This is a genomic window from Streptomyces sp. NPDC021224, from assembly GCF_044332905.1.
Classification (GTDB): Bacteria; Actinomycetota; Actinomycetes; order Streptomycetales; family Streptomycetaceae; genus Actinacidiphila.
Genome location: NZ_JBIRPW010000026.1, coordinates 45,579 through 64,814 on the forward strand (window position 1 = coordinate 45,579; position 19,236 = coordinate 64,814).

General features: G+C 75.7%; 16 protein-coding genes and 2 pseudogenes. 7 read left to right on the forward strand and 11 right to left on the reverse strand.

The genetic code is table 11. The annotated features are described in order from the left end of the window. Positions 1 to 194 precede the first annotated feature (194 nt). Positions 195 to 1,130, reverse strand: a complete 936-nt coding sequence (locus ACH4PY_RS35595; protein ID WP_398192657.1) for an aldo/keto reductase — start codon at positions 1,128 to 1,130, stop codon at positions 195 to 197. 63 nt (positions 1,131 to 1,193) lie between these two features. On the opposite strand from ACH4PY_RS35595, the gene ACH4PY_RS35600 reads away from it, so the two are divergent. Then, positions 1,194 to 1,841 carry a TetR/AcrR family transcriptional regulator gene (locus ACH4PY_RS35600; protein ID WP_398192658.1) on the forward strand — a complete coding sequence of 216 codons (648 nt, stop codon included), beginning with the start codon at positions 1,194 to 1,196 and terminating at the stop codon, positions 1,839 to 1,841. Between the two features lie 103 nt (positions 1,842 to 1,944). Here ACH4PY_RS35600 and ACH4PY_RS35605 read toward each other — a convergent pair whose 3' ends face one another. After that, positions 1,945 to 2,529 carry a TetR/AcrR family transcriptional regulator gene (locus ACH4PY_RS35605; protein WP_398192659.1) on the reverse strand — a complete coding sequence of 195 codons (585 nt, stop codon included), beginning with the start codon at positions 2,527 to 2,529 and terminating at the stop codon, positions 1,945 to 1,947. A gap of 102 nt (positions 2,530 to 2,631) precedes the next feature. Between ACH4PY_RS35605 and ACH4PY_RS35610 the strand changes: the two genes are divergently transcribed. The 3 genes from ACH4PY_RS35610 (at position 2,632) to ACH4PY_RS35620 (ending at position 4,339) form a co-directional block, all read left to right on the forward strand. Next, the gene (locus ACH4PY_RS35610; protein WP_398192660.1) at positions 2,632 to 3,057 is read left to right on the forward strand and encodes a nuclear transport factor 2 family protein; all 426 of its coding nucleotides are present in this window, start codon (positions 2,632 to 2,634) and stop codon (positions 3,055 to 3,057) included. Between the two features lie 221 nt (positions 3,058 to 3,278). Beyond that, the gene (mug, locus tag ACH4PY_RS35615; RefSeq protein ID WP_398192682.1) at positions 3,279 to 3,830 is read left to right on the forward strand and encodes a G/U mismatch-specific DNA glycosylase; all 552 of its coding nucleotides are present in this window, start codon (positions 3,279 to 3,281) and stop codon (positions 3,828 to 3,830) included. Between the two features lie 134 nt (positions 3,831 to 3,964). Beyond that, complete coding sequence (locus ACH4PY_RS35620) at positions 3,965 to 4,339, forward strand: hypothetical protein (RefSeq protein ID WP_398192661.1); 375 nt, start codon at positions 3,965 to 3,967, stop codon at positions 4,337 to 4,339. 145 nt (positions 4,340 to 4,484) lie between these two features. Here the strand turns inward: ACH4PY_RS35620 and tpg are convergent, their stop codons facing one another. Genes tpg through tap form a run of 3 tightly spaced genes read right to left on the reverse strand, consistent with a single transcriptional unit; the run spans position 4,485 to position 7,683 of the window. Next, positions 4,485 to 5,042, reverse strand: coding sequence for a telomere-protecting terminal protein Tpg (gene tpg / locus ACH4PY_RS35625; RefSeq protein ID WP_398192662.1), 558 nt, complete (start codon positions 5,040 to 5,042; stop codon positions 4,485 to 4,487). A 2-nt stretch (positions 5,043 to 5,044) separates the two neighbouring features. Beyond that, positions 5,045 to 5,506, reverse strand: a complete 462-nt coding sequence (locus ACH4PY_RS35630) for a protein kilB (RefSeq protein ID WP_398192663.1) — start codon at positions 5,504 to 5,506, stop codon at positions 5,045 to 5,047. A gap of 5 nt (positions 5,507 to 5,511) precedes the next feature. Then, complete coding sequence (tap, locus tag ACH4PY_RS35635; RefSeq protein ID WP_398192664.1) at positions 5,512 to 7,683, reverse strand: telomere-associated protein Tap; 2,172 nt, start codon at positions 7,681 to 7,683, stop codon at positions 5,512 to 5,514. Positions 7,684 to 7,862: 179 nt separating this feature from the next. Between tap and ACH4PY_RS35640 the strand changes: the two genes are divergently transcribed. Then, positions 7,863 to 8,489: a DUF1345 domain-containing protein gene (locus ACH4PY_RS35640; RefSeq protein WP_398192665.1), complete on the forward strand. Its 627-nt coding sequence runs from the start codon at positions 7,863 to 7,865 to the stop codon at positions 8,487 to 8,489. Here the strand turns inward: ACH4PY_RS35640 and ACH4PY_RS35645 are convergent. Both ACH4PY_RS35645 and ACH4PY_RS35650 read right to left on the reverse strand, forming a co-directional pair. Further along, positions 8,479 to 9,315 carry a family 1 encapsulin nanocompartment shell protein gene (locus tag ACH4PY_RS35645; RefSeq protein WP_398192666.1) on the reverse strand — a complete coding sequence of 279 codons (837 nt, stop codon included), beginning with the start codon at positions 9,313 to 9,315 and terminating at the stop codon, positions 8,479 to 8,481. The two genes, ACH4PY_RS35640 and ACH4PY_RS35645, sit on opposite strands and share 11 nt — an antisense overlap. 4 nt (positions 9,316 to 9,319) lie before the next feature. Then, complete coding sequence (locus tag ACH4PY_RS35650) at positions 9,320 to 10,312, reverse strand: Dyp-type peroxidase (RefSeq protein ID WP_398192667.1); 993 nt, start codon at positions 10,310 to 10,312, stop codon at positions 9,320 to 9,322. A 209-nt stretch (positions 10,313 to 10,521) separates the two neighbouring features. Between ACH4PY_RS35650 and ACH4PY_RS35655 the strand changes: the two genes are divergently transcribed. Continuing rightward, on the forward strand, positions 10,522 to 12,834 hold the full coding sequence (locus ACH4PY_RS35655) for an FdhF/YdeP family oxidoreductase (RefSeq protein ID WP_398192668.1): 2,313 nt from the start codon (positions 10,522 to 10,524) through the stop codon (positions 12,832 to 12,834). Positions 12,835 to 12,852: 18 nt separating this feature from the next. Here the strand turns inward: ACH4PY_RS35655 and ACH4PY_RS35660 are convergent. After that, a pseudogene (locus ACH4PY_RS35660) lies at positions 12,853 to 14,724 on the reverse strand (iron ABC transporter permease); the annotation flags it as partial. A gap of 1 nt (position 14,725) precedes the next feature. Between ACH4PY_RS35660 and ACH4PY_RS35665 the strand changes: the two are divergent. Next, positions 14,726 to 15,082 (forward strand): annotated as a pseudogene (locus ACH4PY_RS35665) (Appr-1-p processing protein); the annotation flags it as partial. Between the two features lie 125 nt (positions 15,083 to 15,207). Here the strand turns inward: ACH4PY_RS35665 and ACH4PY_RS35670 are convergent. The 3 genes from ACH4PY_RS35670 to ACH4PY_RS35680 all read right to left on the reverse strand — a co-directional run bounded on the left by ACH4PY_RS35670 (position 15,208) and on the right by ACH4PY_RS35680 (position 18,925). Next, positions 15,208 to 15,597, reverse strand: coding sequence for a helix-turn-helix domain-containing protein (locus ACH4PY_RS35670; protein ID WP_398192669.1), 390 nt, complete (start codon positions 15,595 to 15,597; stop codon positions 15,208 to 15,210). A 204-nt stretch (positions 15,598 to 15,801) separates the two neighbouring features. After that, positions 15,802 to 16,041, reverse strand: coding sequence for a hypothetical protein (locus ACH4PY_RS35675; protein ID WP_398192670.1), 240 nt, complete (start codon positions 16,039 to 16,041; stop codon positions 15,802 to 15,804). Between the two features lie 37 nt (positions 16,042 to 16,078). Next, entirely contained in the window at positions 16,079 to 18,925 is a 2,847-nt protein-coding gene (locus ACH4PY_RS35680) for an AAA family ATPase (protein WP_398192671.1), read from the reverse strand. Between the last annotated feature and the right edge of the window lie 311 nt (positions 18,926 to 19,236).

A 19,236-nucleotide genomic window follows, 5' to 3' on the forward strand; every position in this document is an offset into this window, starting at 1 on the left:
CCACCCGGTGCTCACAAGTGCGCCGTGACCGGCAGACGAAGGCATCGGACGGGCAGCGCCCCGTCGCTGACCGTGCTCGCGAGCCGCGCGCAGCGACCGCGCGGGTCCTCGGGTTCAGCCGCCGCCTCGCCAGCGTCAGTTCTGGCGGCATCCGCCGGGCCCGACGAACGCGTCCCGGCGTCGCCGTGGCCGGGTCACGAGGTCCGGATGTCGCCCGGACGTGTGGGGACGGCGTCGAGTGCGGCGAGTGTCGTCTCGTCGAGGGTGATCGCCCCTGCGTCAAGGTTCGCCCGCAGGTGGCCCGGGTCGGCGGTGCCGGGGATGAGGAGGGTGTTGGGGGTGTGGTGGAGCAGCCAGGCGAGGCCGATCTGCGCGGCGGAGACCCGAAGGTTCCGCGCCGCCGCGACGACGGCGGCCTGCTCGGTGACCTTCGGCAGACCGGCCGGGGCGCCGCCGAGCGGGAAGTACGGCACCCAGGCGACGCCCTGGGCGAGGCAGAACTGCGCCATGTCCTCGTCCTCGCGTGACACCAGGCTGTAGGCGTTCTGCACACAGGCGATCCCCGCCGGGAGGGCACGGCGCAGCGCGTCGAGGGAGACGCTGCTGAGGCCGATGGCACCGATCTTGCCCTCGGCGCGCAGCGCGGTCATCACGGCGAGCTGGTCGTCGAGGTCGACGAGCTGGTCGCCCTCGGCGCGCAGGCCGGGGCCGTGGTCGGCGCGGCGCAGGTTGACCAGGGGGATCCGGTCGAGCCCGAGGCTCTTGAGGTTGTCCTCGACGCCCGCCCGCAGTTGCTCGGGCCGCTGGGCCAGGCGCAGCGGGAGCGGCCCGTCGGGGGCGGGTTCGGCGCCGACCTTGCTGACGACGAGGACGTCGTCCTCGGGACGGAGCGCGGCCGCGATCACCTCGTTGACGAAGCCGCGGCCGTAGAAGTAGGCGGTGTCGATGTGATCGACGCCCAGGTCGACGGCCTGCCGCAGCAGGCAGACAGCGGCGTCGCGGTCCAGTCGCGGCAGTTGCATGGCGCCGTAGCCGACGCGGGAGACGGTGCGGCCCGCGAGCGCGCCGGGGCCGCCGGGGCGTGCCGCCGCGGGGTCGGTGAGCTGGTCGGAGGGGTCGGTCGACGCCATGGCGGTCTCACTCCCATGAGAGGATGGAGGCAAACGGAGAGACTCCGTTTGCGACCACCGTACATGAACCGGAGGGCCTCCGTTTTGGCTGCGTCCGACTCCCCCGCCGCCCCCGATCCCTCGGCGACCGCACCGGGACGCCCGGCCAGGGCCGACGCGCGGCGCAACCGTGAACGGCTGCTCGCCGTCGCCCGTGAAGCCTTCGCCGCGACCGGCGGCAAGGCCAGCCTCGACGGCATCGCCCGCGAGGCCGGCGTCGGGATCGGCACTCTCTACCGTCACTTCCCCACCCGCGAAGCGCTCGTAGAGGCCCTCTACTCCGCGGAACTCGACGCCGTCGTCACCAGTGCCCCGGCCCTGCTCGCGGAGCTGCCGCCCGAGGTGGCACTGCGCGCGTGGATGGACCGGTACGCGGCGTTCTTCGAGGTCAAGCGGGGCATCACCGACACCCTGCGGGCGGGGTGGGCCTCCGGTGCCATCGCGACACCGGCCACCCGGGAGCGGATCACCGCGGCGATCGCGGTGATCCTCGACGCCGGTGCGAGGGCCGGTTCCCTCCGGGCGGACGTGGAGGCGGAGGACGTCACGATGATGCTCCTCGGAGTGTTCATGTCGACGACCGCCGGCAACAGCCCCCATCTGACGGGACGCCTGCTGGACCTGGTGGCCGACGCGCTGCGGCCCGGGGCGGACGGGCCCGGCCCGCACTGACGCGGCGCGGGCGCCCCCACTGCCGAGGACACCGCTCGCGATCCGCCGCCACGCATGCGGCAAACGCCCCCCGGCCGGGTGGGACCGGACTGCGGGGCCCCGGTCAGCCGACCCCTTCGCTCGCGGTCCCGCCTTCCGTCAGAGCACTGATGCCGGGACGGAGGAGGGCCGCTATGCGGTCGGCGGAGGCGTCGCGGAGGGCGGGGAGGCCGAGGAGCTGGTGCCCGACGGTCACGCCGAGCAGGGCGGTGAGGGCCAGCGTGGCGCGCAGTTCGGCGTCCGGCGCGGGCGGCATCGAGGCGACGACCGCGTCGGCCTGCCGGGAGAGGCGGGCGCGGACCTGGTCGGCCGCGCCCGGGTCGGTGAGCATCGACCGCATCATCGCCAGTGTTGCCTCGGGCAGGGCGCCGAGTTTGGGGCCGAGCGTGGCCAGCAGCTGGTCGGCGAGCCCTTCCGGGCCCGTGGCCGCGGGCGGCGCGGGGTGGACCTGGACGGCCCGGGTGAACAGCTCGCGCTTCGAGCCGAAGTACTGCATGACCAGGGCGGGGTCCACACCGGCCGCCGCCGCGACGGCGCGGATGGTGGTGCGGTCGAACCCCTTCTCGGCGAACAGCTCGCGGGCCCCGGCGAGGATCCGCGCCTCGGTGGCGCGGCGGCGCTCGGCGCGGGACGGCTGGGCGGTGGGCACCGGCTCACTCTACCGTCCTTCGCTCCACAGGCGTTGACCGAAGGACCGGGTGCGGCCTACTCTCCGATGGGTCAACGACCGTTGAGCGAATGGAGTGACCCCGTGCCGCACACCGAGGCCCTTGCCACGCGCAGCCCGCACGACGTTCTCGACCGCTACTACCAGGCCATGCTGGACAAGTCGGCCGACGACCTCGCCGACCTCTACGCCGCCGACGCCGTGCACGAGTTCCCGTTCACCGCCCCCGGTTTCCCGCCGAGCTTCGAGGGGCGCGAGGCGGTGCGCGCCGGTTACCGGGCCGCTTGGGGCGCGAGTCCCGTACGGGTGGAGGAGATCCGCAGGGTCGCAGTCCACCGGACCGACGACCCGGAGGTGATCGTCGCCGAGCAGGTCGTCATGGGCACGGTTCCGGACACGGGCGCCGCCTTCGGCGTTCCCGGGCTGCTGGTGCTCCGGGTGCGCGGCGGCTGCATCAGCCACGTCCGGGACTACATGGACACGTCGGGACTCCGCTCCGCCACGGCGTGAGACGCGAACCGGGCCGGGCCCCGGGCCGCCGACCGGCACCTTCCGGTGGCCGACGGACGCCCCTGCGAGCAGACTACGGGCCACGGGCGCAAGCGTGTGCGGGAGGAAGCGTGGGTGACGCGTACGAGGAGCCCGCCGGGCGCGCCCCGACCGGGCCGGGCGCCGGGCCGCCGACCGGCCGTGGACCGACGGCACCCCGGCGGCGCCCGACCCGTGCCGAACTGGAGGCCGCCCGCACCAGGGAACTCCCCGACCTGATCACGGACGGGCTGCGGCTGCTGCTGTGCGGCATCAACCCGGGCCTGGGATCGGCCGCCGCCGGACATCACTTCGCCAACCCCGGAAACCGCCTGTGGCCCGCGCTCTTCCGGGCCGGGCTCACTCCGCGGCTGCTCTCCGGCGAGGAGGAACGCGAACTGCTCCCGCTGGGCATCGGCATCACCAGCCTGGTCCGCCGCCCCACGGCCCGCGCCGGTGAGCTCTCCCGCGGCGAACTGCGCGACGGCAGCCACGACTTGCGCGCACGCGTACGGCACCTGCGTCCGGCCTGGCTGGCGATGCTCGGGATCAGCACCTACCGGACCGCGTTCGAAGCCCCCGACGCCGTGATCGGCCCGCAGGAGATCACGATCGGCAGTACGCGGGTATGGGTGCTCCCCAACCCCAGCGGACTCAACGCCCACTACCCGCCGGCCGCGCTGGCCCGCGAGTTCGGCAGGCTCCGCGAAGCCATGGGGCTGCCGCCGCCCGCCGGGGACGCGGCACCACGGTGACCGGGCCGCCGCCTCCGCACCCGGGGCAGCGGCGCCGACGTGACTCCGGTGCGGTGGCGGCGGGCGGGCCCCGGTGAGGCAGGCTCCCTCGCGGGGTACCCGACAGGCACGACACCCGACGGATGAGGGAGATCATGAACCATTCCCCGGACAGCGACCGGAACGGAAGCCCCGCCGGACCGGCGGACGCGGCACCGCGGACGGCACCCGATCCGGGTCACGACCCGCGGGCGGCCACCGGCGAGGGCATCGGCGACGACCCGGCCCGCGAGACCGCCCCGGCCGGTACCGACCCCACCGGCGGTCCGGGCACCGCACCGGCTTCCGAGGACGGCCTCGGCCGCCGGACCGCCGGGCGCGAGCCCGAGGACACGGTCGTGGGCGGCCCCGACCGGCACAACGCGACCGAGACCGACCCCTCCGCCGAGGCCACACCCGCCGGCGGCGGGGACACCGACCGCCCCGCGGACGCCCCTGCCTCTCCGATCGCACCGCCGCCCGACTCCTGAGCAGCCCCGGGCGGGCGCGGGACGTCCCCCGTCTCGGCGTCGGCGGCCCGCGCCTCCTGGCGGGGCAGGCCGCCGACCCCGCACGGACCACCGGAGGCAGTCCGAAGGCGTCGTAGCGGGGCGGCTCCGACGGCGCCTCGCGCGGCTAGAACTCCAGCTCGATGTAGTCGATGTCCGTGAACTCCACCTCCAGGTCGCGGGCGCGGCGGCCGCGGTCCTTGAAGTAGATCTCCTGGAGGCCCTCGGCGGCGATGCGCTGAAGCTGCTGCTCGGTCGCGCCGGCGGACTGCGCGTCGAGCAGGCGGGCGGCGTAGGCAGGGGGCAGGTGCTGGGTGATCCGGCGCATACGGGAGTCGTCGGTGGAACCGGGGGCGGCCGTGAAGCCGAAACGGGCGCGGGTCTCGATCACGATGCCCGTCGCCGTGGCGGCCTGCGTTCTTGCCCGCTGCCGTACGCGCGGCTGCCAGTCCTTGCGGACCTCCCGCTCCAGACGGGCCGCCAGCTCGGGGCGGGGGCGGCGCAACGTGCCCTTGAGGTAGCGCTCCACCGTGCGCTGCGAGACACCGAGGCGGGCCGCGACCGCCCGGGTGGAGCCCTTCTGCGACCTGACCAGGAAGCGCATCCGGGCCTGTGCGGTCTTCGGGATCGGGCGGGTCGCGGTGGCCTCGGCGGCGCGCTCCAGGCCGTCCTGCAGTTTGCCCACGGTCAGTCTCCTTGCCGCAGGGTCCGGCCCGCGGCCGCGACCAGGTCGTCGGTGGCGGTGATGGCCCGCTCCCGCAGGGCGGCGAGGGTGCCGAGGTCGGCGGCGTCGCGCATGGCGAAGGCGGCCTGGGCCGCGGCGCGGGCGGACGGGGCGAGATCGGGCTCCAGCACCGACACCGCGACCAGCGGGGCGGTCACGGCCGAGCGGGTGGCATGGCTGTCGGTGCGGGCCGTGTCGTAGTCGGTGGCGGGGGCGCCGGTCAGGCGCAGGTGCTCGCGGCGCCACATCGCCCGGCGGTGGTCGCCTATCGCCGCCACCAGCGCGCCGAGCGCCGCCCGCAGATCGGCCGAGCGCCGCTCGGCGCGGTCGTCGCGCCGGGCGGCACGGGAATGGCGCGACTGCAGCAGCGAGGTCAGCAGGCCGCCGAGCAGCGTGCCCGCCACTGCGACGATGGTGTCCCCCAACGGACCTACTCCCCTTCGTCCACGGCGTCGTCGCCCTTGATGTGGCGGGCCGGGTTGTGGTCCTGCTCCATCAGGCCGACGGCCCAGTACAGCTCGCGGGTCCCCTCGTGCTTGACCATCCCCGGGGAGACACCGAGCCGGAAGGTGCCCGGCGCGGCCTTGCCCGCCGCGTCGTACGGAAGGACGTCCAGCGGCGAGGGACCCGCCGAGGGATAGACCGCGCAGTCCGACAGCAGCGCGACCGGCATCAGGGCCTCGTCGCCGAAGCGGACCGTCCACACCCCGGCGTCCTGGGCCGGGGGCAGGACGCCGCCGGTCGCGGCCGCGGTCTTCAGCAGTTTGCGGTGCATGTTGACCCGGGCCGCGGAGATGACCGCGGCGCGGATGTCGGGGCGCCACGTCGGGCGCTCCAGCGCGGGCCACCGCTCTCCCGGCCGGTACGAGGCGCCCTGCGGCCGCTCGCGCAGCTTGCCGATGCCGCCCTTGACCGTCGACTTGATCGCGGAGAGCACCGCCGCGATGCCGGGGTCGGAGGCCTTGTGGTGCTCCATCGCGGTGAGGAAGTCGGCCGGGGACAGACCGGCGGTGACGCCGAGGTCGGCCATCGTCTGCTTGTAGGCGTCCGCGAGGTGCTTGTACCAGGGGTCCAGGTAGGGGCCGCTCTCGGGCCGTACGTACGCCTCGGCCGGGCGGAGCTGCACCGGCAGCCGGTACGCCTCGATCAGCTCGGCCGCGTAGGCGACGGTCGGGGTGGCGTACCACGCGGGCCCTGTGGGGCGTTCGCCGTGCGGTGTGAAGGGCGACGGCAGCCGGGGGTCGAGGCCGATACCGGACAGGTCCACCAGCCAGCAGCCGGGCACGGTCTTGTCGAACCGCGGGCCGCGCACGTGCTCGGGGGCCCCCAGACCCACGACCAGCCGGTTCGCGGCCGCGAGGAACGCGGTGTTCACGTCGATCCCCACCGCGAACGGGCGCGCGCACTCGGCGTCGGTGAGCAGCTGCGGATCGCGGATCCAGTCGAACGCCTCCTCGTCGAGGACCTGTTCCGGCGTGCGCTGGTGGCCGCGCGGGAAGAGCCCGTGCACGACGGGGTGCTCGTCCGGGGCCTCCGGCGGGGCCGGGTCCACCGGTGTGGTCAGTGACCCCGGCACAGGCCCGGACACCCAGGTGCCCGACGCCTCGTCACGTACCGCGCGGGTCGGCGGCCGCAGCGCCGTCATCAGTTCCAGGCCCGCGACGGCCGTACTGCCGCGCGGGGTGAGCACCCGGGCCGCGTACGCCGACAGGACGCGGGCAAGGTCCGGGGCTGGCAGCCGGTCCGCGTCACCCCAGGCACGGGAGTCCAGCGCGCCCCAGGGCAGCACCGCCAGTTGCACGCACTGCCGCCGGTCGCCCTGCGCCGGGCGGTAGACGCGCGCCCACGGCCCGAACCCGCGCTTCGTCAGCTGCCACTTCGCCTTCGTGATCTGCTTGACCACCGGGTGGCCCTCCGGCAGCCGCAGGGACCGCCGGTCCTCCAGCTCCAGCGGCAGGCCCAGCCGCCGCGCCGCCCCGGCCGTCAGCGCGACCAGCGGGTCGGAGTCCTTGCCCGAGCGGTGCAGCCGGGCCGCCCCGAGCCCCGCCTCGGCAAGGGTCCACTCCACCAGTTCCGGCACCGTGTCCGCCGGGCAGTCCAGCACCAGGCCGCCCGTGCAGTACAGGGAGCCGTCGCCGTCCAGTACGCCGAGCGGGCCGTGCGCGAACCGCGGATCCACCGCGGGCGCGTCGGGCGCAGGGGTCGGGGCCCGTCGCACGCCTGGGCGGCGCGCGGCCGCGGCCGGGCCGGGGGACGGCTCCGGCACCACCGGCGACGGCCCTTCAGGAGCCACCGGAGCCGGAGGCGCCACCGCAGCCGCAGGAGCCGCCGAGGGCGGCAGCTCCGGGGCGGGGAAGCGCGCGGCGAGGCCCTCCAGCAGGCGTGCGTAGGCCGCGCGCTGCGGGGCCCGCGGCTCGGTCCTCCCGCCCTCCCAGTTCCCCACGGCCTCACGGCGCGTGCCGAGCGCGGTGGCGACCTGGGTCTGGCTCAGCCCGGCGGCCTCCCGCAGCCGCCTGCGCTCCGCGGGCGGTGGCAGGTCGTCGGACGGGACCTGTTCCAGCAGCGCGTCGACGGCGCTGAACAGCTCGTTCCCGGTGGACACAGCGCTCACCTCCGCGCGCCACCCTATCGCGGATCGCACACCGGATCGCCTATTGATCGCACATCAGGTGCGCGGCGGGGCGCAGCTCCGCACGGCGGCCCGGGGCGACGGCCGCCGTGCGAGATCCCAATGGCGGTGTCCGCAGGCCGGGTACCGGCGGGGCGGCTACGTTGAGGGTCATGACCGCCTGGTTCCCCCTGTCCGCGGTGCCCCGCCTCGCGGGGGCCGTCGTCGTCGGAGCCCTGGTCGGGGTCGTCATCGGGGCGGCGGTGGACGGGGCGCTGGGCGCTCTGGGCGGGATCGCGGCGATGGAGACGGCCTTCGTGCTGTCGGGGTGGATCGAGCTGTGGCCGATGGACGCGGACACCACCCGGCGCTACGCCCGGCGGGAGGACTTCCGGCCGTTGACGGAGGAGCTGGTCGTCGTCGCGGCCGCCCTGTGCGGGCTCGCCGGGATCGCGGTGCTGCTGATCGGGCCGTCCGACACCGCCCATGCCGCCACCACGCTCATCGGCGTGCTCATGGCGTGGGCGGCGCTGCACCTGATGTACGCCACGCGCTACGCGTACCTCTACTGGACGACGCAGGCGCGGGGGATCGACTTCAACTCCGACCAGCCGGCCGCGTACCGGGACTTCTTCTACTTCAGCTACAACCTGGGGATGACCTACCAGGTGTCCGACACCGACGTGTCCAGTTCGGTCATCCGCGCGACGACGCTGCGGCACTGCCTGCTGTCGTACGTCTTCGGGACGGGCATCCTCGCCACCGCCATCAACCTCGTCGCCGGGATCGTCACCCGCTGACGTCCTGCGGCTGCGCGGCGAGGGGCACCACGGCCTCGGCGGTGTGGACGAGGAAGGTGAGGGTCTGGCGGAAGTACAGCTCGATCTCGTGGGCGTCGTGGCCCGCGTAGCCGATCGCGAGGTCCTCGCCCAGGCGCAGTTCGAAGTCGCCGCCGCGGGTGGAGAGCAGGAAGCCGCCGTCGATCGCGGGCGCCCACACGGGCGGTTCGTCCAGCAGGCGGCCGAGGTGCTCGACGAGGGGGAAGCCGTGGTCGGAGGTCTCGCTCACCGCGGTGTAGGGCACGGCGCCCAGGACCAGAGCGTAGGGGCCCTCGACTCCGGCCAGGCGCAGCGTCGTCAGGGCCTGGCTCACGGCGTCGGGGTAGTCGCGCGGGTCGGCCGGGAGGGTGACGGCGGGGTGGGAGGTGCCGCGGCGCAGTCCCTCGATGCCCGCAGCGGCGTATCCGCCGAAGACCGCGCCGTCCTCGGCCAGGGCCATGGCGCGTGCGGCGTCCTTGACCGGCTGCCAGTCGGAGTCCTGGGCGCCGCGCGTGACGTCGTCGACCGCGTCGCGGGTGACGGTGAAGGGGACGCGCAGCTCGACGAGGGGCTGGGCCTGGCGCAGCCGTGCCCCGACGCCCCGGGCGGGGGCGTCGACGGCGGTGAGGTGGCCGGTGCCGACGGCGGACAGGGCTGGGCCGTCGGGTCCGGTCACGTCCACGACGCGGCGGCCGCCGAGGTTGCGGCGGAAGGTGCGGCCCGCCTCCTCCTCGATCTGCGACCACGCGGCGGGTGTGACCGGGGCGAGTTCGCGGTGCAGGTTGGTCGTGCCGGCGGACGAGGTCATGTGATCACACTCCTTTGAGGCTCCCGATGCCCAGGGAGTTCCCGGCCGCGGGGGCCGTTGCGGGAGGGGGCGGCGGGTCGTCGAGGAAGTCCTCGGTCGGCACGTGGAAGAGGGTGCCGGTGACCGCCCGGGAGAAGTCGAGGATGCGGTCGTGGAGGTCGCGGGCGCCGGATGGGTCGCCGAGGAACATGTTGCGCAGCATGTGCTCGGTGACGTCGGGGGTGCGCGCGTAGCCGATGAAGTAGGTGCCGAACTCGCCGTCTCCGACGCGGCCGAAGGGCATGTTGTCCCGCACGATCTTCTGCTCGGTGCCGTCCGCGCCGGTGACCGTGTTGCGGGCGACGTGGGAGTCGGGCGGTTTGACGTCGTCGGGCAGTTCGACGTTGTCCAGCTTGGTACGGCCGATGACGCGCTCCTGCTCCTCGGTGGGCAGGGCGCTCCAGGCGGGCAGGTCGTGCAGGTACTTCTGCACGATCACGTAGCTGCCGCCCGCGAAGTCCGGGTCCTCGTCGCCGACGTACACCGAGTCGGCCGCGAGGCCGCCCTCCGGATTCTCCGTCCCGTCGACGAAGCCGAGCAGGTCGCGCTCGTCGAAGGACTTGAAGCCGTGCACCTCGTCGACGACGGCCGCCGCTCCGTGCAGCCGTTCGCCGATCAGCCGGGCCAGCTCGAAGCACACGTCCATGTGGCGGGCGCGTACGTGGAACAGCAGGTCGCCGGGGGTGGCGGGCGCGGCGTGGCGGGGGCCCGCGAGCGGTACGAACGGGTGCAGGTCGCGGGGGCGCGGTCCGCTGAAGAGGCGGTCCCACGCGAGCGACCCGATGCCGACCACGCACGTGAGCCCGGCGTCCGGGTAGCGGAAGCCCACCGACCTGCGCAGCCCGGCGACGTCCGGGAGCAGCTCGCGGACGGTGTCCTCGCCGCCGGGCGCGACGGTGCACACGAGGAACACCGCGGCCTTGGCTGGCGGCGCGAGGACGGACTGCGGATCGGCCACGGATGTCGCCCCTCGTCTGTTCCGGCTGCTGCATCCATGGCAGCAACACCGGCGAACCACCGCAAGTCGTCACCGGCCCGCGGCGACCGCCGGCTGCGCCGCCCTGGCGGCCCACGGCCGGGTGGCGTGCGCCGGAGGGCCGGTCTACCGTCGGGAAAGGGCCCGCCGTGCCGCTGTGCGCGACCACTGTGCGAACGGGGTTGAGAGCCATGAGCGCCACCCACGACGGCCAGGACCCGCCGGAGCCCGGCGCCGGTCCGCGCCTCGGGCAGGACCCGCAATTCCGTCCGTACCGCCATCCGGCGGCCGGCTGGGGCGCGGCCAGGAGTGTCGGGCGTGTCCTGCTGCGGGCCCGCGAACCGGTGGACGGGCCGCGGGCCGTGCTGCGGATGAACCACGAGAACGGCGGCTTCGACTGTCCCGGCTGCGCCTGGCCCGACGACACCAAGGGCCTGAAGCTCGACATCTGCGAGAACGGGATCAAGCACGTCACCTGGGAGATGACGCGCAAGCACGTCGGGCGGGACTTCTTCGCCGCCCATTCGGTGACGGAGCTGTCCGGGTGGACCGACTTCGCGCTGGAGGACCAGGGGCGGCTGACCGAGCCGATGGTGTACGACCCCGCCTCGGACCACTACGTGCCCATCGGCTGGAAGGACGCCTTCGAGGTGTTCGGCCGCGCGGTGCGCGCGCTGGACAGCCCGCACGGGGCCGCGTACTACACCTCGGGGCGGCTGGGCAACGAGGCGACCTTCCTCTACCAGCTGATGGCGCGCGAGCTGGGCACCAACAACCTGCCCGACTGCTCCAACATGTGCCACGAGGCGTCCGGCCGGGCGCTGCAGGCGGCGCTGGGCACGGGCAAGGGCACCGCGGACCTCGCCGACTGGGAGACCGCGGACGCGCTGTTCGTGATGGGGGTCAACGCCGCCTCCAACGCGCCGCGCATGCTCACCGCGCTGGCCGAGGCCTACGCGCGCGGCGCGCAGATCGTGCACGTCAACCCGCTGGTCGAGGCCGCCGCCACGCGCACGATCGTCCCGCACGACTTCGTCGACATGGCCCTGGCCAAGTCCACCCGGACCAGCACGCTGAACGTGCAGCCGCGGATCGGCGGCGACATGGCGTTCCTGCGGGGCATGGCCAAGGCGGTCCTGGAGTGGGCCAGGACGGACCCCAAGGCGCTCGACCGGGAGTTCGTCGACCGTCACACCACCGGTTTCGAGGAGTACCGGGCGCTGTGCGAGAGCACGCCGTGGGAGGAGATCACGCGTCAGTCCGGGGTCGGACGCGACGACATCCTCGCGGCCGCGCGCGTGTACTGCGAGGCCGACCGCAGCATCGTCAGCTGGTGCCTGGGCGTCTCCCAGCACGAGCACGGCGTGGACACCGTCCGCGAGATCGTCAACCTGCTCCTGCTGCGCGGCAACCTCGGGCGCGAGGGCGCGGGGCCCTCCCCCGTACGCGGGCACAGCAACGTGCAGGGCAACCGCACCTGCGGCATCGACCACCGGCCCGCCGAGGGCTTCCTCGACCGCCTCGCCGAGGTGTGCGGGATCGACCCGCCCCGTGAGCACGGGCTGGACACCGTCGGCACGCTGAAGGCGATGCACCGCGGGGACGTGAAGGTCTTCGTCGGCATGGGCGGCAACTTCGCGCTGGCCGCGCCCGACACCGCGTACACCTTCGCGGCGCTGCGCTCGTGCGACCTGACCGTGCACGTGAGCACGAAGCTGAACCGCAGCCACCTGGTGCACGGCCGCCAGGCGCTCGTCCTGCCGTGCCTGGGACGTACGGAGAAGGACCTCCAGCGCGGCGGGCTCCAGGGGACCTCCGTCGAGGACTCGATGAGCATGGTCCACCTGTCGGTCGGCATGAAGCGCCCCGCCTCGCCGCACCTGCTGTCCGAACCGGCGATCGTCGCCGGGCTGGCCCGCGCCGCGCTGCCGGACAGCGCCACCCCCTGGGAGTGGTACGTCGAGGACTACGACCGCGTCCGCGACACCATGGCGCGGGTCCTCGACGGCTTCGAGGACTTCAACCGCCGTGTGCGCCTGCCGCTGGGCTTCCGCATCAAGCAGCCCGCCCGGGAGCTGGTCTTCCTCACCCCGTCGGGGAAGGCCGAGATCTCCGCGGCGCCGCTGCCCGACGTCGTCCCCGCCCCCGGCACCCTGGCGCTGGGCACCATGCGCTCGCACGACCAGTGGAACACCACCGTCTACTCCGACGACGACCGCTACCGCGGCGTCAAGAACCTGCGCACGCTGGTGTTCATGAATGAGGACGACATGCGCGAGCGCGGCATCGGGGAGTTCTCCCCCGTCGACATCACCAGCACCGCACGGGACGGCAGCACCCGGTCCCTCAGCGGCTACCTCGCCGTCCCCTACGAGATGCCGCGGGGCTGCGCGGCCGGCTACATGCCCGAGATGAACGTGCTGTGCGCGATCAGCGACGTCAGCACCCAGAGCGACCAGCCGATCATGAAACACCTCAAGGTCACCATCGAGACGGCCGCCTGACCCGCCCGCACGGCCCGGTCACCTCCTGGTGCGGACCAGGAGGTGGAGGAAGTAAGGGGCGCCGATCACCGCCGTCATCAGGCCCGCGCCGAGCTGCGCCGGGGCGATCAGCGTGCGGCCGGTCGCGTCGACGGCGCAGACCAGCGTCGCGCCCAGCAGCACCGCGACCGGGACGACCCGGACGTGGCGGCGGCCGGCCAGCGCGCGGGCGGCGTGCGGGGCGACCAGGCCGACGAAGCCGATCGTGCCCGCGGCGGCGACGGCGGTGGCCGCGAGCAGGACGCCCATGGCCAGCAGGATTAGGCGGACGCGGGCGAGGCGGATGCCGAGCAGGCGCGGGGTGTCGTCGTCCAGCCCGACGAGGTCCAGATCGCGGCGGCGGGCGACCGCCACGCCCAGGCCGACGGCGAGGGCGGCTGCGACCGGGAGGGTGTCGGGCAGGGTGCGGCCGTAGGTGGAACCCGACAGCCAGGTCAGGGCCTTGGTGGCGTCGAAGGGGTCGGTCAGGACGATGAGCAGGCTGATGACCGCCGTGGTCGCCGCCGACACGCCGACGCCGACCAGGACCAGCCGGTTGTTCCCGAATCCGCCGCGCGCCGCCAGCCCGAAGACCAGCGCGGCGGCGAGGGCGGCCCCGGCGAGGGCCGCGCCCGCCACACTCCACGGCCCGGCCGACGGCACGGTCGTGACCAGCGCGACGGCCCCGAGACCGGCCCCGCCGGAGACGCCGAGGATGCCCGGGTCGGCCAGCGGGTTGCGGGTCACGGCCTGCACGAGGGTGCCGGCCAGGGCGAGGGCCGCACCGGCCAGGAGCGCGGCGAGGACCCTCGGCAGCCGGGTGTCGAGGACGAAGGTGACGACGCGGTCGCCGCGGCCCCGCGCTTAGTTGAGGACGTCGCCGAGCAGGAGCGTGGTGTCGCCCAGCAGGACCGCCGCGAGGACGGTGCCGGCCAGCAGCACGGTGAGGACGGCCGTCACGGTCACGAACGCCGCCCGGCTCGGGATGGGCAGCCGGTCCGGCGCGGCCGGTGCGCCCGGCTCCCGCGCGCGCAGCGCCATGACGACGAGGCACACCGCGCCCACCGCGCTCGTCACGAACCCGGTGGGGACGGCCGCCGCGGTCTGCGGGTCCACCACCAGGCGCAGCGCCACGTCGGAGCCGAGGACGAGGGCGGCTCCGGCCGGGCCGGCGACCGGGACGCCCAGCCGGGCACGTCGCAGGCCCCGGAAGCGCCGGGCCAGGGGGCGGACGAGCGCGGGGGCGCACAGGCCCGCGAAGCCGATCGGGCCGGCGAGGGTGACGGCCGCGCTCGCCAGCAGGGCCGCGAGCGTCACGGCCGCCGCCCGGGTGCCCCGGACCGGGACGCCGAGCCCGCGGGCGGCGTCGTCGCCGAGCGCCAGCGCGTCGACGCGGCCGCCGATGAGCAGCAGTCCGGCCAGGCCCACCGCGGCGACGGGCAGCATCTGCAGCACGCCGTCGAAGCCGTTCTGGGCGATGCTGCCCTGGCTCCACTGGTAGAGGCCGTCAGTCCGCTCCGGGAAGAGCAGGAGCAGCGCGTCGGTGACGGAGCCCATCCCGAGGGCCAGGGCGCTGCCGGCCAGCACCAGCCGGACGGTCCCCGTGCCGAGCCCCGAGAGTCCCAGCACCACGGCCGCGGCGGCGAGGGCTCCGGCGAACGCCACCCCGGAGGAGGCGAGCAGCGGGACCGAGGCCCCGGTGACGGTGAGCACTCCGAGCGCCAGGTACGCCCCGGCGTTGACCGCGAGGGTGTCCGGTGCGGCCAGGACGTTGCGGCTGACGGCCTGCACGGCCGCGCCCGCCGCGCCGAGGGCGACGCCGACCAGCAGGCCGGCCGCGGCGCGCGGCAGCCGGGAGGCGAGGAGCACGGACTCCAGGCGCTGGCCCGAGCCCGAGGCGGCCTACCGCAGATGGCACCGGGAGCGGGCGCGCAACGACTTCGGGCTGGGGGCCGTGCAGATCGTCCAGGTCGAACGCCTGGTGTGGGTGGCCAACATGGTCGGCCAGCGCGGTACGCGCACCGGCAGCAAGGGCGTGCCCGTGCGCTACGAGGCGATCGACGCCGCCCTCGGCATCCTCGCGGAGCGGGCGAAGGAACGCGGGGCCTCCGTGCACATGCCCCGCATAGGCTGCGGACTCGCGGGCGGTACGTGGACGCGGGTGGAGCCCCTGGTCACCGAGCGGCTCGCCGCGGCGGGCGTGGCCGTCACCGTGTACGACCACGACTGACGGCGGGTCAGCCGCCTGGGCCCGGCGGCCTGCCCGGCTCCCCTTACCGGGCGCGCGGCCTGACCCGCAGCGGTGGCCGCCCCTCGAAGGCGCCGCGCGCACGCACGGTCCCTGCGGAGCCGTCCTCACGCACCGCCGTCCGGGCGCGGCGAGACGGCGCGGCGGAACTCGCCCGGGGACAGGCCGCCCGTCTCGCGGCGGAAGAAGCGGCAGAAGTAGGCGGGATCGGCGAAGCCGACGGACACGGACACCTGGGTGATCGTCAGGCCGTGGCGGCGATGAGGCGCTTGGCAGCCGGCCGGACGACAGGCCCGTGCTGCGTTTGACCGCGGTGTGCAGATGACCCGGCGACACGCCGAGCTCGCGGGCGCGCTCCGCCACCGAGCGGGCGCGGGCGCCGGGCCGGGCCGGGCCGTCAGGTCGCGGAAGTGGTCGGCCGGTTCGGCGCTGCGGCCGGTGCCGGGCCCGGCCGGGGCGGACGGCGGGCCGGGCAGCCGGGCCAGCCGCAGCAGCAAAGATGTGCAGATAGGACGACAGGATGCTCACCCGGCCGTGCGCGGCGCCGCGGTACTCGCGGTCGAGCTCGGCCAGCAGGGTGCGCAGCGCGGTGTCCTCGTCGTGGGCGGGCCGCAGCGGTCGGGCGCCCAGGGCGCGGACGACGGCGGCGGCGCCGGGATGCGGGAGGAGGAAGTCCTCGGTGAACAGCAGCACCCGGCCTGTCAGTCCCTCGGCGTCCTGCCAGTGGTGGACCTGGCCGGGGCGAGCGCGTACAGGTACGGCGGGGCGAGGTCGTGGGGTGTCAGGTCGACGAGGCGCGCGACGCGCCCGCCGGTGACGAGGCCGATCTCGGAGAAGCTGTGGCGGTGCGGGAAGGCGGCGGTGGCCGGCGGGCCGACCGAGGCGAAGGTGCCGATCGCGAAGGGCAGCACCCCGGGGCCGGCGACCTCCAGCGAGTGCACCTCCAGCGGTTCGCCCGGGGTGCCCCCCCATCCGCCGCTAGCCCGCCCGTCCGGCCATCACGATGCGCGTGACCTCCACCCGCGACCGGGCGCCCAGCTTGCGGTACGCGCGGGTGAGCGCGGCCTCGACCGTCTTGACGCTCACCACCAGGCCCGCCGCGATCTCCCGGTTGGTCGCGCCCTGCGCGACCCGGGCGACGACGCAGCGCTCGGTGGAGGTCAGCTGCTCGGACCAGGCGCAGCCCTCCCCCGGCTCCGCGGCGGCGCGCGACCGGTCGCGTTCGGCCCGGGCCGCCGCCACCCAGCCCCGGGCCCCGGCCCGGGTGAAGACGCGCAGGCTGTCGGCGAAGGCGGCCCGGGCGGCGGACTCGTCGCCGAGGCCGCGGCGGACCCGGCCGAGCGCCAGCGCGGTACGGGCCTCCTCCAGCGGGTAGCCTGCCGCGCGCAGCCGCCGCGCGGCGTCCTCCAGCAGCGCCGCGGCCGGGCGGAGGTCGCCGCGGGCCGCCCCCACCACCGCGGCGGCCCGGTCCAGCAGCGCCACCACGCACCCCCTGCCCAGCCGCTCGGCCTGCGGGCGCGCCCAGGACAGGACCCGGTCCGCCTCGTCCAGCGCGCCGCACCCGGCGAGCGCCTCGGCGAGGTCGCCGTGCCATCGGCGGGTCGCCGGGTCGCGCTGGCCCTGCGCGGTCTCCAGTTCGCCGGTGCGCCGCAGCAGCCCCGCGGCCGCCGCGTACTCGCCTCCCAGCAGCCGGATGCGGCCCTCGGCGTGCAGGGCGCGCGGCAGGAAGAGCCGGTCGGCATCGTCCTCGCTGTGCCGCCGGGCCGCCTCGGCGGCGGCGAGCGCCTGGCCCGCGCTGCCGCCCGCCGTCTCCGCGAGCGCCACCGCGTACCACGCGGGCCCCAGGCTCAGCCCTGCCTGCTCGGCGACGCGCAGGCTCTGCCGGGCCACGCCCAGCGCCTGGCGGCAGCGGCCGCGGTCGATCTCGACCTGGGCGAGGGCGCCCAGGCACTGGCTCAGGCTCTCGGCCGAGCCGCGCTGCCGCTGGGTGAACACCAGGGCGCGCAGTTCGGCGCGTGCCTCGTCGAGCCGGCCGTGCACCACGTGGAAGCGGTGCTTGAGGTAGACCGGACCGTTGTGATCGGCCATCACCCGGCCCTCGTACGGGGCGGCGAGCGCCGCGCCCAGCGTCGTCTCGGCGGCGGGCATGCCGAGGAACAGCTCCAGGGCCGCCTGCTGGGTGAGCGCCATCAGCTCGGTCCGCCGGTCCCCCGCCCGCGCGGCCAGTCCCGCGGCCCGCACCGCGTGGCCGTGGGCCCGCGCGGCGGAGCCGCCGACCATCCATTCGCGCCAGCTCATGCGGTAGTGCAGCTGGGCCAGCAGTCCAGGGTCGCCGTCCGCGTCGCGCACCGCCTCGGGCAGGACGTCGGCGACCTCGGCCAGGGCCTGCCCGCAGGAGTCGACGACGACGTTCCAGGCCCGCACCCGCACCGCGGGGTCCCGCGCTTCGCCCAGCACCTCGCGGGCCAGCCGCCGGGCGAAGGCGAAGTCCCCCGCCGAGACCGCGTCCTCCGCGGCCGTCAGACGGCGGTCGGCGTCCACCCCGCCCTCACCGGCGGGGGTGCGTTCGGCCGCGAGCCGGCCCAGCCGCGCGGCGGTGCCCGGCGCGCCCCGCCGTCTGGCGGCGCCGGCCGCCTCCGCGAGCCGGGCGGCGACCTCGGCGTCCGGGCCGACCGTCAGCACGGCCAGGTGGTGGGCGCGTTCGACCGGGTCGTCGGCGGCTCCGGCCAGCGCCCGGTGCACGTCCGCCCGCAGCGCGTACCCGGCGTCGGCGCGCAGCACGACGGCGACCAGCGGGTCGGCGAAGCGCAGCACGTCCTGCGCGCCGGGTTGCAGCAGGCCGCGCCGCACGCACAGGTCGATGTCCGCGGAGGCGTCCGCGCAGCCCGCCCGGACCAGCAGGGCAGCGGTGGGGCTCGCCGCGAGGGCCGCGGTCAGCAGCACCCGCCGGGCCTGCTGCGGCAGCGCGTCCAGGCGGGCCCTGATCGGCGGGCGCAGGGCGGCGGGCACGGGCAGCGGGTCGGACGCGTCGGGTAACTCCCCGCCCGCGCCCTGGACCTGCTCGGCGAGGGCGCGGCTGAGGGCCAGCACCGTCCCCGGGATCCCGCGGCCGGCGGCGTGCAGCCGCGTCACGAGCGGGCGGGGCCAGACGGGCTGGTCGTGGGCGTCGAGCAGGTCGGCGGTCTCATGGGCGGTCAGTGGCGGTACCGCCAGGCCGCGGACCGGCCGCGGGCACAGCGTTTCGGCGTCCGGGCCGTCGGCGCCGGGGCCCTCGCCGCCCGGGTCGGTGTCGCGTCGCGCCACCACGACCTCGTGGCCCGGTCCCGTGCGGCGCCCAGCGACGAAGGCCAGGACGTCGGCGGTCGGCTCGTCGAGCCATTGCGCGTCGTCCACCGCCAGCAGCAGCGGACCGGTCTGACGCAGCAGAGCGAGGACCTTGCCGGTGGCGAACCGCAGCACCAGCCGGTCCCGTCCGCCGCGCAGATCCGCGCCCGGCGGCAGCGGCGCGCGCAGCAGCGCGCCTTCGAGCAGGGCCCGTTCGCGTGCCTCCAGCCGGGCCAGCACGTCGTCGCCGACACCGGACAGCAGGTCGATCAGGCCCAGACAGGGGCTGCGCCGGTCGGCGGGCGAGGGCGAGCAGCGCAGCACCCGGTGGCCGCCGGCCGCCCGTGCGTCGGCGACCCGGGCGAGCAGGGTGCTCCGGCCGATACCGGCCGGTCCCGTGAGCAGCACGCCGTCTCCGTCGTCGAGGTGGGCAAGGATCGTTCCGACGAGCGTCTCGCGCCCGGCGGGCGGGCGGTGACGGGGTGTCGGGGCGCTCGGCACTCCCCCGGGCCCGCGTCCCGGCGTGCGGCCCGACGTACGGCCCGGTGTGCGGCCCGGCTCCTGGACCGGCCCGCGTCCCGGTCCGTTCGCCGCCCGCGGGGCGTCCGGCCCCGCAGCCGCACCGGCCCCCGGCGAAACCGCCAGCTCCGTCATCGCAAGCCCCCTCCGGACACGTGTCGTGCACGCGCCCGACGCGGATCGGAATTGGTCTAGCCCTTTGCCGCGTGAATGTAGGGCGGCCGCCCGCGCGGGTCAACCTCGCGGGGGACGGCGGCCGGGCCGGCGGTGGGGAGTGCGCAGGCCCGGCCGGG

What these genes read in the sequence shown, in the direction of transcription:
- ACH4PY_RS35645 (WP_398192666.1), bottom strand. Translation starts at nt 9,315, where the DNA reads ATGACCTCGTCCGCCGGCACGACCAACCTGCACCGCGAACTCGCCCCG.
- ACH4PY_RS35595 (WP_398192657.1), bottom strand. Translation starts at nt 1,130, where the DNA reads ATGGCGTCGACCGACCCCTCCGACCAGCTCACCGACCCCGCGGCGGCA.
- ACH4PY_RS35640 (WP_398192665.1), top strand. Translation starts at nt 7,863, where the DNA reads ATGACCGCCTGGTTCCCCCTGTCCGCGGTGCCCCGCCTCGCGGGGGCC.
- ACH4PY_RS35600 (WP_398192658.1), top strand. Translation starts at nt 1,194, where the DNA reads ATGAACCGGAGGGCCTCCGTTTTGGCTGCGTCCGACTCCCCCGCCGCC.
- ACH4PY_RS35655 (WP_398192668.1), top strand. Translation starts at nt 10,522, where the DNA reads ATGAGCGCCACCCACGACGGCCAGGACCCGCCGGAGCCCGGCGCCGGT.
- ACH4PY_RS35620 (WP_398192661.1), top strand. Translation starts at nt 3,965, where the DNA reads ATGAACCATTCCCCGGACAGCGACCGGAACGGAAGCCCCGCCGGACCG.